Genomic DNA, 13,013 nt, shown 5'->3' on the forward strand with positions numbered 1-13,013 from the left:
TAACGATGACTGTGGCGACCCACCCTGCCCTGAGCTTCAAGCAGGCATTGCTCGCGATGCTTGGCATCTCGCTGGTGTTGATGCTCTCGGCGCTCGATCAGACGGTGATCGGCAACGCCTTGCCGAGCATCGTCGCCGAACTCAAGGGCTTTGAGCTCTACGCCTGGGTCGCCACGGGATACATGCTGGCATCGATCGTTACCATCCCGATCTTTGGCCGATTGGGCGATTACTATGGGCGCAAGCCCTTCGTGATTGCCGCCACACTGATCTTCACCCTGGCGTCACTGGCCTGCGCCCTGGCCAGCGACATGGTGTTGCTGGTGATCGGCCGCGCCTTGCAGGGTGTCGGTGGCGGCATGTTGATCGGCACCGCGTTCGCCTGCATTCCAGAACTGTTTCCCGACACCCGACAACGCCTGCGCTGGCAGATGCTGCTCAGTGCCCTGTTCAGTGTGGTCAACGCCATCGGCCCCGGATTGGGTGGCTATCTGACGGGCGCATTTGGCTGGCGCTCGGTGTTCTATCTCAATCTGCCGTTGGGCTGCCTGGCGCTGTTTTTCGCCTGGCGCTATCTGCCTTACTACCGCCCGCAACAACGGGCGAAGATCAGCCTGGACTGGCCAGGCGCATTATTGATCGCCCTGGCGCTGGGCAGCCTGCAACTGTTCGTCGAATGGTTGGGGCATTCCAGCTTGATATTGAGTGTGGCGCTGGGATTGAGTTGTGTGGCGGCGACCGTCGTCCTGTGGTTTTGGGAGCGGCGCTGTACACATGCACTGCTGCCCTCGGCATTGCTCAGGCTACCGAGCATGCGCCTGCTGTTTCTGCTGTCGGTGGCAGCCGGGGCGATCATGTTCTCGTTGTTATTCTATCTACCACTGTTGCTGCAAGGCAGCTATGGCTACTCGCCGCAGGACGCTGGTCTGCTGATCACGCCGCTGGCGCTGAGTATCACCCTGGGCGCGATCGTCAACAGCCGTATCGTGACCCGTTTGCGTAATCCGAACCTGTTGCCACTGGGCGGTTTTGTAGCTCTGTTGCTGGCCTGCCTCAGCCTGGCTCTCGCCGGACGTGGGGCGTCTTTCAGTCTGTTGCTCGGCTTGATTCTGCTGGCGGGCCTTGGACTGGGATTCATCCTGCTGAACCTGACGGTCTTCACTCAAACCCTCGCCGAGCGCCAGTTCCTCGGGATTGCGACCGCGCTGACCCAATCATTGCGTCTGGTCGGCGGATTGCTGGGGACGGCCGGAATGGGAGTGCTGGTAAACCTACTCTACAGCGCCAACCTGCAGCGTCTTTATATCGCTGAGGGACACGCTGACGGACTGGCCTTGTATGCCGATCCGCAGATCCTCCTGCGTCCCGATACAGCCCTGCTCGAACACCCGCAATGGCTGAACCTGGCCCGCGATGCGCTGGCCCAATCGGTCGGTGTCGGCCTGGTGCTCTGCGCCGGCATCGGAGTCTTGGCGCTGTTCATTCTGTACCGCTTGCCGCCCGTGAGATTGAACGTCTTGCCGGCCACCGCTGCTCCTGAAAAACAATAAAAAACTTAACTGCCGCCTTTGACTGCCTCTCACAACACTCAACAACAGCATGGGGACGACTCCGATGGAGCTTTTCAATCGCGCACCTAAAGTAGTAGCCGGAATTTGCGGCCTGATCATCGCTCAGCAGGGTTACGCCGCCGGCCTGGTAGAAGACAGTAAACTCAGCGTGCTGGCCCGCAATTTTTTCAGTAATGCCGACAACCGCAGCGGCGCTGCCGCCCCCAATTACACCCAGGAATGGGGCCAGGGTTTCATTGCCAACTTCCAGTCCGGCTTTACTCAAGGCACGGTCGGATTCGGGATGGATGCCATCGGCATGTTCGGCATACGTCTGGACTCCGGCAAAGGGCGGCACTACAACCCTGAGGGTAAAACCTTCACCGGCAACATTTTCCCCACCGATGATGGCCGAGCGGTCGACGAGTTCGGTAGCCTGGGCCTGACCGCCAAAGCAAAGTTCTCCAACACCGAACTGAAATACGGCACCCTGGTACCGATGCTGCCGGTGGTGATGTCCACTGACCGCTTGCTGCAACAAACTTTCAACGGCGGGCAGATCCAATCCAGGGACCTGGAAAACTTCACCTTCACCCTCGGTCAGTTGGAACATGTCAAAGGTCGTGGTGTAACCCACCAGATGGGCATGTCCATTCCCGGCGCAAACAACGCGCAGACCGGCGAGTTCGTCAACAAATTCTATTACGGCGGGGTTGATTACAAGCCGACCAAAGACCTGACCTTGCAGTACTACTACGGCAATCTTCAGGACTTCTACAAACAGAATTTTCTCGGCCTCAAATACGACTGGCAGGTAGGCCCCGGTACCCTGCGTACCGATCTGCGCCACTTCGATAACCGCTCCGATGGTGCCAACGGTCATGATCCCGACTTCTTTACCTTCGGCGACTACGGCGACGGCGTGACCAAAGGCAAGGTCGACAGTCGCCTGAGTAGCGCGCAATTCACCTACCTGGTGAGCGGCCACACCTTCGCCGCTGGCCTGCAACAAGTCAGTGGCGACAGCGATGCGGTCTGGTTGAACCAGGGTGATGGATCGACCGCTTACTTCATGACGGAATCGATGATCGGCAAGTTCCAGCGCGCCGGGGAAACCACCTGGCAGGTTCGCTACGGCTATGATTTCGCGACGGTCGGGGTTCCCGGCTTGAACTTCCTGGGCATGTACGAAAGCGGCTCGAATATCCGTACGCCCGATGGCGACAAAAAAGAGTGGGAACGCGATCTGACCGTGAGTTATGTCATCCAGCAAGGACCGCTCAAGAATCTGAGTATTGCTTTACGCCATGCCTCGCTGCGCACTGGAGTGTCCACACAACGGGACAGCGACGAGCATCGGGTGATCATCAGCTATCCGCTGAACATTCTGTAAAAACCCACACGCTGGGTGATGTGCATCGTCATCCAGTGTGCTCTGGCGATACAGGTCACACAGTTGTAGATGACAGATAAAAGACTGATATAAAGCTTCTGAGGACGCTCTTACCACTGGATCGTGCTGCATCCGCGTGGTCGAAGTTGTCGTTCCACTCACTTATCAAGCTGCGGCCAAAGCCTGCGGGGCCAATTCCCACCTTCGTATCACCCGAGGATTCCACTAAAGCCAGTCGTATTGTAGGGATAAAAACGCCTGAAGATAAAAAGGGGTTGCGAGATAAAATCTCGCAACCCCTTGAATTATATGGTCGGAAGGGGGTGAGCAAACAGGTAGATGACGACCGGAACGGTGACTGGACGCCGCATGACCAGCGCCGTATCGGTGCGACCATGATGCAGGCTTTGGGTGTAAGCCTGGACGTCATCGATCGCTGCCAAAGCCATCAGCTGGCCGGCTCTCGGGGGAGACGCCACGACCTGTATCAAGACTATGCCGAAGAGAAAACGCGTGCTTGGGATCTGTTGGGCGATCGACTCGATGCAGTGTTGCCCTCAATCTACGAGCACCCACCCACCCACCGATCGAGTCGATGATGTCTTTTCCAGCATACGTGGTTACTGAGACGTGACCACTCGGCCATTGCCGACAGACAGGAAGCGGCCAAATAACGCCGCCATGCGCGCCTTTTTCAAAGTCCAGATGTGTCAGATGCTAAGCATCGACAAATGGAAACAAGGAGTGGCTGCGTACTAAATAATCCCGGCTGAAGACGGAGCGAGCCTGAACTCTGACCGGACAGCCTGGACGATTCCGCTGATGACATCTGTCACTAGCAGTCTTCCCTTGTCAACGCTGGAACCCAGCGCAGATGACAGCACGCCACTGACAGGTACCCATTCGACCCGTGCAGGGTACATATCGTAAACCGGGAACTCAGCCGGCCCGTGATCGGGAATCTGGTCCAGAGAAACCAGCTGCGGGTGATAGTGCAGCATCATCGATGTTTCGATGACCGCGGCATGTTCCAGCGCAATTCCCGGAAAACCGTCGGGGAATATCTTGTCGAGAGTCTGCAGTTTCACGAATTCCCAGTGCTCGAGGCGCATGACCTCCAATCCAGTATTCGGACCCAAATCACGCATCGCCAGCTCAATGCCTTCGGTCACGAACCACTGATTTTCGTAGTGACCGATCACCAGAACCAAGCGCTTCACACCATGGCGATGAAATTCACGGACGGCATCCCGCACCATTGCAATCAGGGTCGCGCCATCAACACTGGTGGTTCCGCAAAAGTGCTGCCCTCCTCCACATTTGGGCTGGGATTTATAGCCATAGGACAGCGCCGGGGCGACAACGCCGTCGATTTCCCTGGCTACATCTTCACTGATTGCGCTGGCCAGTAATGCGTCGGTTCCCAGAGGCAAGTGGGGCCCGTGCTGTTCAGTCGCGCCAATGGGCAGAAAGACCACTGCACCTGATTGCACCCGGCGCTCATAATCGACCCAACTGATGTTATCCATACGAACATTGTTCATGAGACTGTACTCCTGGTGTCTTTTCGAAGCGGCGAATGCCTCAGCGTCCGACATGCCATCAGCGCTGAGACGATGCCGCGTGGGCTTATGCTCGCGACGGATACCACAACTAGGGTTACGGGCAGACTTTCAGTAAAAAGTCGGCCGGATCACCGTGGCAAGTCTGGTTTTGCGTGTTTTCCGGGCTGAAGATGTACACCCGCCACGGGCCGATCTCCAGCTTCAGCACGAGTAACAATCGCAATCTCCACGACGTTACCCAAGAACGCATCGATCTCTGCTCCGGCGTTCAACGCCGCCAGCACATTAGTTTGTTCAAGGTGAGACACCCGCATTGACCTCTTTAATGATTTAACAGTTGCACAACACTAATTTTTACTTAGCCATCACCGACGAGGGAATAACTTCTGTTCGCCGTGAGCGGTGTAACCAGTAGTAAATTCCGCCCCCCACGCCAAACCCCGCCAACCAGGACAAGTCAATACCTCCAAGGGCCATTGCAATAGGGCCTTGTAATGACTTGATTGTCCCAATCTGAAACAACCAAGCCGCCAGCACACCCATTGCAAGTGCAAATACGCCTCTCCAGTTCAAGTCCGTGCATGAACTTTCCGAGTGATGGCAATACAGCGACTTCAGATCGACCTGACCACGGCGAATCAGGAAAAAATCGACCAGCGTGATACCGGCCCACGGACTGATCCACACCACGAAAAAGACCATCAGGTTTTCAAAGGCATGTACAAACTCGCCCGATTGCAGGAACAGGTAGAGCATGAACAGCGCAACCACGCCCGAGACCGTCGAAACAACCCAGCGTGGCACTCGCAGATCCAGAGACAACGTTGCCAGTGCCGCTGAGTAAATGACCACGATGTTGGTCGCGACCGGGCCGTGTAACAGCACAAGGAGTACCGGGAGCGCCATCGTGCCGAAGACCGCAATGATGAGCTGCGCAGGGTCCGAGCCTCCGCCCGCAGACGCAATTGCAGCGCCAAGAAAGGCCAGCCATACGGTGGGCAGGAACATGCCGAGAAACGTCGACCGAAACACCTGACCATCAGACAGTTTGCTCTGGGTGAAGCGGGTGTAATCCGAGGCGTATACCAGCCACGAAATGCCCCAGCCGATCCCTATCGCCGTCATGAGGCTACTCATGGCCGACAGCTTGCTGATACCCTCGGTGGTCGAGGTCTGCCACTGGATATTCACATGGGTGAAGGCCAGCACGGTCATCACCACCATGATCAGTAGAATCACCGGCATGGTGTAGCGCTCAAAGCACTTGATGGCATTAAAGCCCCAGGCTGCAATACCAACCTGGATAACCATGACGGCCAAAGCGATACCGTATTTGAGCTCCATGCCACCACTGATACCGATTTTTTCCAGGGCGGCTACCGCAAGATCCAGGACTATCCATGTATTGGTGGCCACCCACCCCATCGGCATCAGTACTTGCATGATGGTTGGGAGGTAAGCACCGCGCCGGCCGAACGCCAGCCGGGAAAGCACCATTTGGGGCACCCCCGTGCGGTGGCCCATGATGCAGATGGCTCCGAACAAGGCGGCGCCCAGCAGATTACCGACCACAATCACCAGCAGGGTTTCAATCAAGCTCAACCCCAGCTGAATACCGATTGCACCCAACACCCAGTTAATCGGTGCCACATTGGCCCCAGCCCAGATCCAGAACTGGTCCAGCGGCGTTGAAGTACGATGGCTATCGGGCACGGGCTCAATGCCCAGCGCATCATAATTGGCCTCGTTAATTAAGCATTTCTCAGATTCGCGACGCGTTGACATTATTGTTTTCCTCGCTGACCGGCGACCACGTGAATCGCCCCGAGCCATTAAAGCGAGGTCTGTACGTTTATGTAATTGATAATAACTAAACCATCCTTTAAAAAAAGGACCGCATTAAATTTTGCTCAATTGTGCAAGTCACCAAACCCTGTATCCGCCACTCCAGAGTCGAAATAAAAGAGGGGTTTAACCCCACCCGACACAGAAAACTCGCTTATTGAGTTTTATTTGACGCTACTTAAATATAAATCAATAGCCGGACCGTCGATGGTCGTGGCCAACTTGTTTCAGCTACTGAAGTAATTCCACTTCAGGCTTAACAGGAAGCATCACATGACCACCCTCCTTCACATTGATGCCAGCGCACGATCTGACCGTTCCCTGAGCCGTAAACTGTCACAGGCATTTGTCGAGGCCTGGGTTGAGCACGATGGCAATACGCAAGTTATTGCCCGTGACGTTGGACACAACCCTCCCCCTTTCGTGACAGAAGCCTGGATTGCCGCGGTCTTTACGCCCGAAGAGCACATGACGCCCGAAAAGCGTGAGGAGATCCGGCTCTCGGATGAACTGATCGATGAGATCGACCGCGCCGACGTCATCGTTATCGGCACCCCGATGTACAACTACGGGATGCCGGCCGCCCTCAAGTCCTGGTTCGACAAAGTGATTCGTATCGGCAAGACTTTCACGTTCGATCTCGACCGGGGCGACCACCCCCTGGAACCCATCATGAGCGGCAAGAAACTGGTCATTTTATCTTCCCGAGGTGAATTTGGATTTGGCCCCGGTGGCGTTCGCGAAACCATGAACCACTTAGACACTCACATTCAGACCTGCGCACACTACCTGGGCGTGAATGAAACCCACGTCATCTCCATCGACTACCAGGAATTTGGCGACGCTCGCCATGAAGCCTCCATCGCGGATGCTTTCGATGCCGTTCCGGTCCTGGCCAGACAAATGATTGAAGAACGACAAAGCCTGCTTTCTCCGGCTTGACTACCCCTTACCGCCGCCAAAAATGGGAGAAATCATGATCACTGTGCTGCAAACCGCTGAACGATTGAGACAAGGCCTTACGACACCTGATGAGTTGATCGAATCCGCATTGGCGGCGGCCAAAAACTCGGAGCACGTGTTCATTTCCATACTTGAACAGCGCGCCATCAATGACGCGAACGCGTCGACCCGGCGATGGCATCGAGGGGCCCAATTGAGCGCTTTTGACGGTATTCCCTACGCGGTCAAGGACTTGCTAGATGTTGCCGGTAGTCGAACAACTGCCGGTTCCATTACCCGGGTCGATGCTCCGATGGCGGTCAAGGATGCGGCAGTCATCGCAGCACTCACGGCCCAGGGGATGATCCCGCTGGGTAAAACCAACCTCACGGAGTTTGCTTATTCCGGCCTGGGTCTGAATCCTCATTTTGGAACCCCGACTTCCGACGTCGCGGTCGGAGAAAGTCGGGTTCCAGGCGGCTCTTCTTCCGGCTCGGCCATCGCGGTTCAACGGGGTATCGTCAGCAGCGCCATCGGCACTGACACCGCCGGCTCGATTCGCATTCCAGCGGCTTTCAACGGATTGGTTGGGTACAAAGCCTCCTCGGACCGTTACGGCATGGAAGGCGTTCACCCGCTTGCCATCACGCTTGATAGCCTAGGCTCTTTCGCCCATACCGTAGCGGATTGCGTTGCGCTTGACGCGGCGATGCGCGGTTTTAAAGACGCGGACATTACGTCCATCAACCTTTCAGGCCTTCGCTTTGTGGTCGACGACAGTGTGATGTCTGACCCGGCGTTACAGCCAGCGGTACAACACAACCTTGTCTCGATGATGGAACGGCTTCGTGCGGCCGGTGCGCAGGTTGAGTATTGGCCGATTGTCGCAGTCGCCCGTACCCGTGAACTCATTACCCGCTCGGGCTGGTTGGGGGCGATAGAAGCCTGGCGCCTCCTGGGCCCGGCAGTAGAAGGTCCAGAAGGATCTCGGATGGACAGGCGTGTGCGTGCTCGTCTGCGCTCGGCCAAGGAAATCGACCCGGCTACCGAAGCCAGGATTCGACATCTGCGCGTGGAGCTGATGTCTGCTATCGAGAGTGAGCTCGACGGCGCCATTCTGGTCATGCCGACGGTCAAGCATGTCGCCCCGCCGATGGCGCCACTGGAGAATGACAACGCGCTTTTTGCGGCCGTCAATCTTGAGACCTTGTCACTCACTATGATTGGAAGTCTGCTGGATATGCCGGGGGTGGCAATCCCGTCCGGCAAGGACAGCATCGGGCTTGCCACCTCAACCCTGTTCTCGACGACCCGAGGTCGCGATGATCAACTGCTCAGTGCATGTCTGGCGATAGAATCGACCCTTCTCGCAGCAGGTCTCAGGACGTAAGCGCCAGTTGATGTCCTGCCACGTCATTCAGGGTGTTTCCCCTGAATGACTGTGCCTCGCTCAGCAGCCATTCTCTGAACAACGAAAGGCTGCGGCGTGGACTGCAATTGTTGTCTTCTATCAGGTGGTAGGTGAAACCTGACAAGGTTGGGCCTTCCACCCGACGCATTCGACCGGAGCGAAGCTCATCGTCAATCAACACATTGCTGCACAGCAGTGGCCCCAACCCCCGCTCTACCGCATGCAGCGCAAGGGTTTCCTCGCTGTACCAGGAGATGCGGAAATCCCGGGATGTATCGTGTTCAACCCGGGCCAGCCAGGCTGACCACGAGGGCGCTTCGAGTGCCTGATTCTTCCATTTGAACGCCAGCAGCGAGCGATTATGAAAGTCGTTGATCGTTGCGTTGCGGTCGACCGGACAGATACTTTTATCCGCGACCGCGATGTACCGATCCTCGAACAACACCGGCCCCCGCACATCGGCATCGACCGGACCATATCGAATCGCCAGATCGACGGTTTCTGAACGCAGATCCACCACTTTCTCTGAGGCGTGGATAGACACCACGATGTTCGGATAAATCGCGTTGAACTTTGCCAGGCGCGGCATAAGCCATCGTTCCGCGAATGCACGTGTGGTGGAAACCTGAATGGCATCCCCCTCCTTTGGCGCACCTAACAGGGTAAACGCCTGGGCAATCTGGTCAAAGCCATCTCGCAACAGCGGATAGATCGCTTTGCCAGCGGATGTGAGGGTCACCGTCCGGCCCCTTTCCAGGAGCTTTTGCCCCAACCCGTCTTCCAGTTGCCGAACTTGATGACTGACCGCGGCGACCGTCACAGAGAGCTCCTTCGCAGCAGCAGAAAAACTCTGGTGACGTGCTACAGCCTCAAACGCCCGGACGGAATTCAGAGGTGGTATTTTGCGCATCGCTTTCTCCAGGCACTTGACTGTGTGCTTGCGGCGGGTTCAGTTTCCTGCCGGCAGACAACACCCGCCAGCAAGCTTTGCCTGGCATCAGATGACGTAGTAGTGAACGTCCTGGGGCCGCATTCCGTTTACGGCAGTGATGTCCTGGGGACAGGCAGAGAGGACCACAATAGCGTCCATTTCCGCTTTAAGGCAGACATACTGCCCCGGTTCACTGACCGGCGCCGCGAACTCGATGCGCCCATCCTGATAAACCGGAACATTCATGAAAAGGTTCAAGGGACTCGGGGTTTCGGGAACAACCAGGCCGAGGGCGTCCAGGGCCAGGAAAAGGTTTTCGTTGCAGCTGTCGTGATGGCCGACAACCCCCAGTTGCACGTAACGAGTCGGATCACAAGCGGCAACCAGCGTGTCGTGCACACCGGGTGTCGTGTCCTCTGTGAGCGTCAGGATTTTTCGGCGTTTGTTGGTCACGAGACTGTCCCCCTTGCACGGGTTGAGCTTCAACCAGAAAGGACGACTGTGCTCCATCGACATGGCCTCGCAGAGGTCATCCAGGTTGAACGCCCAGGTGTCTACAACCTGCTTGCCATGCGTATTGATGAGGGTGAGGGTTTGCCCCTGTTGCAACCGGACCGCAACACCGCGCCGGGCAGGCAGGCGGACCAGTTCACCGGGGTGAATCGAAGTAACTGCATTCATGTCTTTGTTCTCTTCTGCAAGGCTGATGGCCGGTGGGCCGGGTACCTGCATTCAAGGAAAACACAGAGGAAAACCTCAAACCAATAATATAAAGTGGCCTCGGCATAAGTAAAATCTATAGGGTGGGTCATGCGAATCCGGCAACTTGAATGTTTCAGAACCCTGATGATCCACGGCACGATGACCCGCGCTGCAGAGCTCTTGAGTATTTCTCAGCCAGCCATCAGCAGCACCATTGCCAATCTGGAGCATGAAACGGGCCTCAAGCTGTTCGTGCGCAAAGGCGGTCGCCTGCAACCCACCCCTGAAGCCCGACTGTTTTTCGTCGAGGCTGAACGTGCGCTGGAGGCAGTGGAGAAAACCAATCGCATCGCCAAGGAAATTCGAACGGGGAAACGAGGCCATCTGGCGATCGCCGCCTACGCCAGTATCTCGATCAGCCTGCTGCCACGATTAATGGCCGAGTTCGCGAAAGAACGTCCGGGACTTGAACTCAAGATCATCACTCGAAACTCCCAGTCTGTTCGTGAGCTGATGACGACGCAGCAATTCGACCTGGCCATTGCCGAACTGCCGCTCGACTACCCGACATCCAACATGGAGGTGATTTCGTATGAATGCCAGTGCATGGTGCCAATCGGTCACCCCCTCGCAGAACTGGACGTGATTACCCCTGCGGATCTGGATGGCGTGCCGTTCGTTTCGCTCTTCAAGGGCGACCCTATCTACCAACAGTTGGCCATGGCTTTTTCGGCGTACGGGTCATCCTGGAACGTGGTGGCCGAGACAGAGTTCTTCTCGACTGCATGCGAACTGGTCAGCTCCGGCATGGGCGTCGGGATCGTCGATCCGGTGGTCAGCCTGCCCTTCACCGGTAATCTTGTCCTGAAGCCCTTCTCGCCGGCGATCAAATACGAAATTGCGCTACTGCTTCCCACGCAGGAAGAGCCGTCACAACTGGCGCGAGAATTTGCGCATTACCTCAGGCAACACCTTTAAAGGTCTCGGTGATCGTTGAGAACGGGCCGTCACCGAGCCGGGCTAATGGCCGGATTCTGGAGAGGTCGATACGTCCCTCAGTGAGGTAGGTGTCATTGATATGAATGCCAATAACCCGCCCGATGCTCAGCAGATTTTCGGGCAGCCTGAAGGCCCCCTGGGAGAGAAAGACGGCGGTAAGGAATGTTCTAGCGCGGCGCTGACTGCACTTTTCTTTGGACGAAAAAAATGGACCTCTTTTCAGCGATCCATTTTTTAATGCTTGGAGTGGGAAACGAGACTCGCATCTAGCGTCCGCCCCATTGAAATCTAAGAGGTTTCTTTTACTCCTGAAGCAGGAATGGACTTGATTCTGGACTTGTTTTTTGGGTGTATCAAGCGGCGTTTTTCAAGGTACTTGGCACTAAAATCTTGCTCTCTTGCTCTCTTGCTCTCTTGCTCTCTTGCTCTCTTGCTCTCTTGCTCTCTTGCTCTAACGCACGTCGTTGCTGCTTGTGCCAAAGCTGTCGCGATACCAAACTCAGACCTGCTCCCTTCCCTTCCCTGCTCTGCTCTGCTCTACAAGATCAACGAAAACCAGCTCGCCCTTGAGGCTGCCATCCTGGCGCTTTCGAACTGGGTTGAGCAGCGAGGATTAGCTGACGTCGCCGATAACGTACGCGGTGCCCTGGACACGATCGATAGGAACGAAGAGTTTATTAAGATTACGCTCCCCGTGCTCATGACGCCGGAGTGATCCTGCTGAAGCACCCCACCATCAAAGGAAGGCTGGTCCGGATGAAATGTATCGGCATCATTGGCACTTATTTTGCTCACCGGCTGCACCGCTCAACAGCACCCAGCGCCGACCCATGTAGCACCCGCAACGATTCTCTATCGTTACCCAATGCCGGAAAACGCCATGCTGTTAGCCCACACATTTGTCAGTCACGACATGAAAGACCCGGACAGTGCAAAATTCAGAGACACATTCTTCATTACGGCAGATGCAAGGGGGGGAGAGCCGCGACAAGACCAAGGACTCTTGGTGCGTTGAAGTTAATAGCAAAAATAGTTACGGGAGTTACATTGGCTACACATGGGCACTGGTACCTGCTGGTGGAAAATCAGTAATCATCGGAGGTAACTCTCTTGGGCAAATGGCAACGCAGATCTGTGCGTCTGCGGTATACCCTCCGGCTTGACCCGGGCGCACCTATCCATGCGCCAATTGCGCTGGAGTATTAACGCAAAAAAACCTACCCCCCCTGAAATATGGGCTGTAGGTTTTTTTTGACAAGTCGGTTAATTAAGCGCTTGGCACTGATTGACATTGAATGGCGAACGGCTTACCCCATTTTTGCCTCGTATCGCACGTCATTCACGCACGGGTATAAAAGCAAAAAAACGCGTTGATGACCGAGGGGTTTCGAATCCCTTCCGCCTACCTCCTGCGACAGACTCACGTGACATCGCAAAGCCTTTACCGTCAGGCGCGAGTGAGTTGTCGCATAACTCAGGAGTAAGGCGACAAGCGTGGCTACTTTGGGCCTTGCGCAGCGGTTCTCAGCGGCACGCTGGTTGGCCGTAAACCCAGTAATGGTGCTGGCTGCGCCATCAAAACTGGCAATATGCCACCGTCCATTTCACTGCCGTTTGTCGGGACAATTGATCAAAAAATGAACGGACTCGGACTTTTTCGTTCAGAATACGCAGC

The 13,013-nt window shown here is 55.9% G+C and carries 13 protein-coding genes; 8 read left to right on the plus strand and 5 right to left on the minus strand.

Annotated features, from left to right (window positions below):
* Window positions 1–5: 5 nt before the first annotated feature.
* The 3 genes from AC07O1_RS28580 to AC07O1_RS28590 all read left to right on the plus strand — a co-directional run bounded on the left by AC07O1_RS28580 (window position 6) and on the right by AC07O1_RS28590 (window position 3,542).
* A complete protein-coding gene (locus AC07O1_RS28580; protein WP_495090966.1) occupies window positions 6–1,550 on the plus strand; it encodes an MFS transporter in 1,545 nt (514 codons plus the stop codon).
* Between the two features lie 64 nt (window positions 1,551–1,614).
* Entirely contained in the window at window positions 1,615–2,943 is a 1,329-nt protein-coding gene (locus tag AC07O1_RS28585; RefSeq protein ID WP_495090967.1) for an OprD family porin, read from the plus strand.
* A gap of 323 nt (window positions 2,944–3,266) precedes the next feature.
* On the plus strand, window positions 3,267–3,542 hold the full coding sequence (locus AC07O1_RS28590; RefSeq protein ID WP_495090968.1) for a hypothetical protein: 276 nt from the start codon (window positions 3,267–3,269) through the stop codon (window positions 3,540–3,542).
* Window positions 3,543–3,698: 156 nt separating this feature from the next.
* Here the strand turns inward: AC07O1_RS28590 and AC07O1_RS28595 are convergent, their stop codons facing one another.
* From AC07O1_RS28595 to AC07O1_RS28605, 3 genes are all read right to left on the minus strand, one after another.
* Window positions 3,699–4,487 (minus strand): creatininase, encoded by a 789-nt coding sequence (locus tag AC07O1_RS28595; RefSeq protein WP_495090969.1) that lies wholly within the window; start codon window positions 4,485–4,487, stop codon window positions 3,699–3,701.
* Window positions 4,488–4,602: 115 nt separating this feature from the next.
* Entirely contained in the window at window positions 4,603–4,725 is a 123-nt protein-coding gene (locus tag AC07O1_RS28600; protein ID WP_495090970.1) for a hypothetical protein, read from the minus strand.
* Window positions 4,726–4,862: 137 nt separating this feature from the next.
* Entirely contained in the window at window positions 4,863–6,293 is a 1,431-nt protein-coding gene (locus AC07O1_RS28605; protein WP_495090971.1) for a purine-cytosine permease family protein, read from the minus strand.
* A gap of 333 nt (window positions 6,294–6,626) precedes the next feature.
* Here AC07O1_RS28605 and AC07O1_RS28610 point away from each other — a divergent pair, with 333 nt between their 5' ends.
* Window positions 6,627–7,295, plus strand: coding sequence for an FMN-dependent NADH-azoreductase (locus tag AC07O1_RS28610; RefSeq protein ID WP_495090972.1), 669 nt, complete (start codon window positions 6,627–6,629; stop codon window positions 7,293–7,295).
* Complete coding sequence (locus tag AC07O1_RS28615; RefSeq protein ID WP_495090973.1) at window positions 7,261–8,685, plus strand: amidase family protein; 1,425 nt, start codon at window positions 7,261–7,263, stop codon at window positions 8,683–8,685. The genes AC07O1_RS28610 and AC07O1_RS28615 overlap by 35 nt, the downstream gene beginning before the upstream one ends.
* Here AC07O1_RS28615 and AC07O1_RS28620 read toward each other — a convergent pair.
* Window positions 8,675–9,616 (minus strand): LysR substrate-binding domain-containing protein, encoded by a 942-nt coding sequence (locus AC07O1_RS28620; RefSeq protein WP_495090974.1) that lies wholly within the window; start codon window positions 9,614–9,616, stop codon window positions 8,675–8,677. The two genes, AC07O1_RS28615 and AC07O1_RS28620, sit on opposite strands and share 11 nt — an antisense overlap.
* An 87-nt stretch (window positions 9,617–9,703) precedes the next feature.
* Window positions 9,704–10,318 (minus strand): DUF1989 domain-containing protein, encoded by a 615-nt coding sequence (locus tag AC07O1_RS28625; RefSeq protein WP_495090975.1) that lies wholly within the window; start codon window positions 10,316–10,318, stop codon window positions 9,704–9,706.
* A 129-nt stretch (window positions 10,319–10,447) separates the two neighbouring features.
* On the opposite strand from AC07O1_RS28625, the gene AC07O1_RS28630 reads away from it, so the two are divergent.
* From AC07O1_RS28630 to AC07O1_RS28640, 3 genes are all read left to right on the plus strand, one after another.
* Window positions 10,448–11,317, plus strand: a complete 870-nt coding sequence (locus tag AC07O1_RS28630) for a LysR substrate-binding domain-containing protein (RefSeq protein ID WP_495090976.1) — start codon at window positions 10,448–10,450, stop codon at window positions 11,315–11,317.
* A gap of 100 nt (window positions 11,318–11,417) precedes the next feature.
* Window positions 11,418–11,576, plus strand: a complete 159-nt coding sequence (locus AC07O1_RS28635; protein WP_495090977.1) for a hypothetical protein — start codon at window positions 11,418–11,420, stop codon at window positions 11,574–11,576.
* Between the two features lie 252 nt (window positions 11,577–11,828).
* Entirely contained in the window at window positions 11,829–12,053 is a 225-nt protein-coding gene (locus tag AC07O1_RS28640) for a hypothetical protein (RefSeq protein ID WP_495090979.1), read from the plus strand.
* Window positions 12,054–13,013: the final 960 nt, after the last annotated feature.

This window comes from Pseudomonas sp. GW821-FHT07G10 (genome assembly GCF_059418545.1).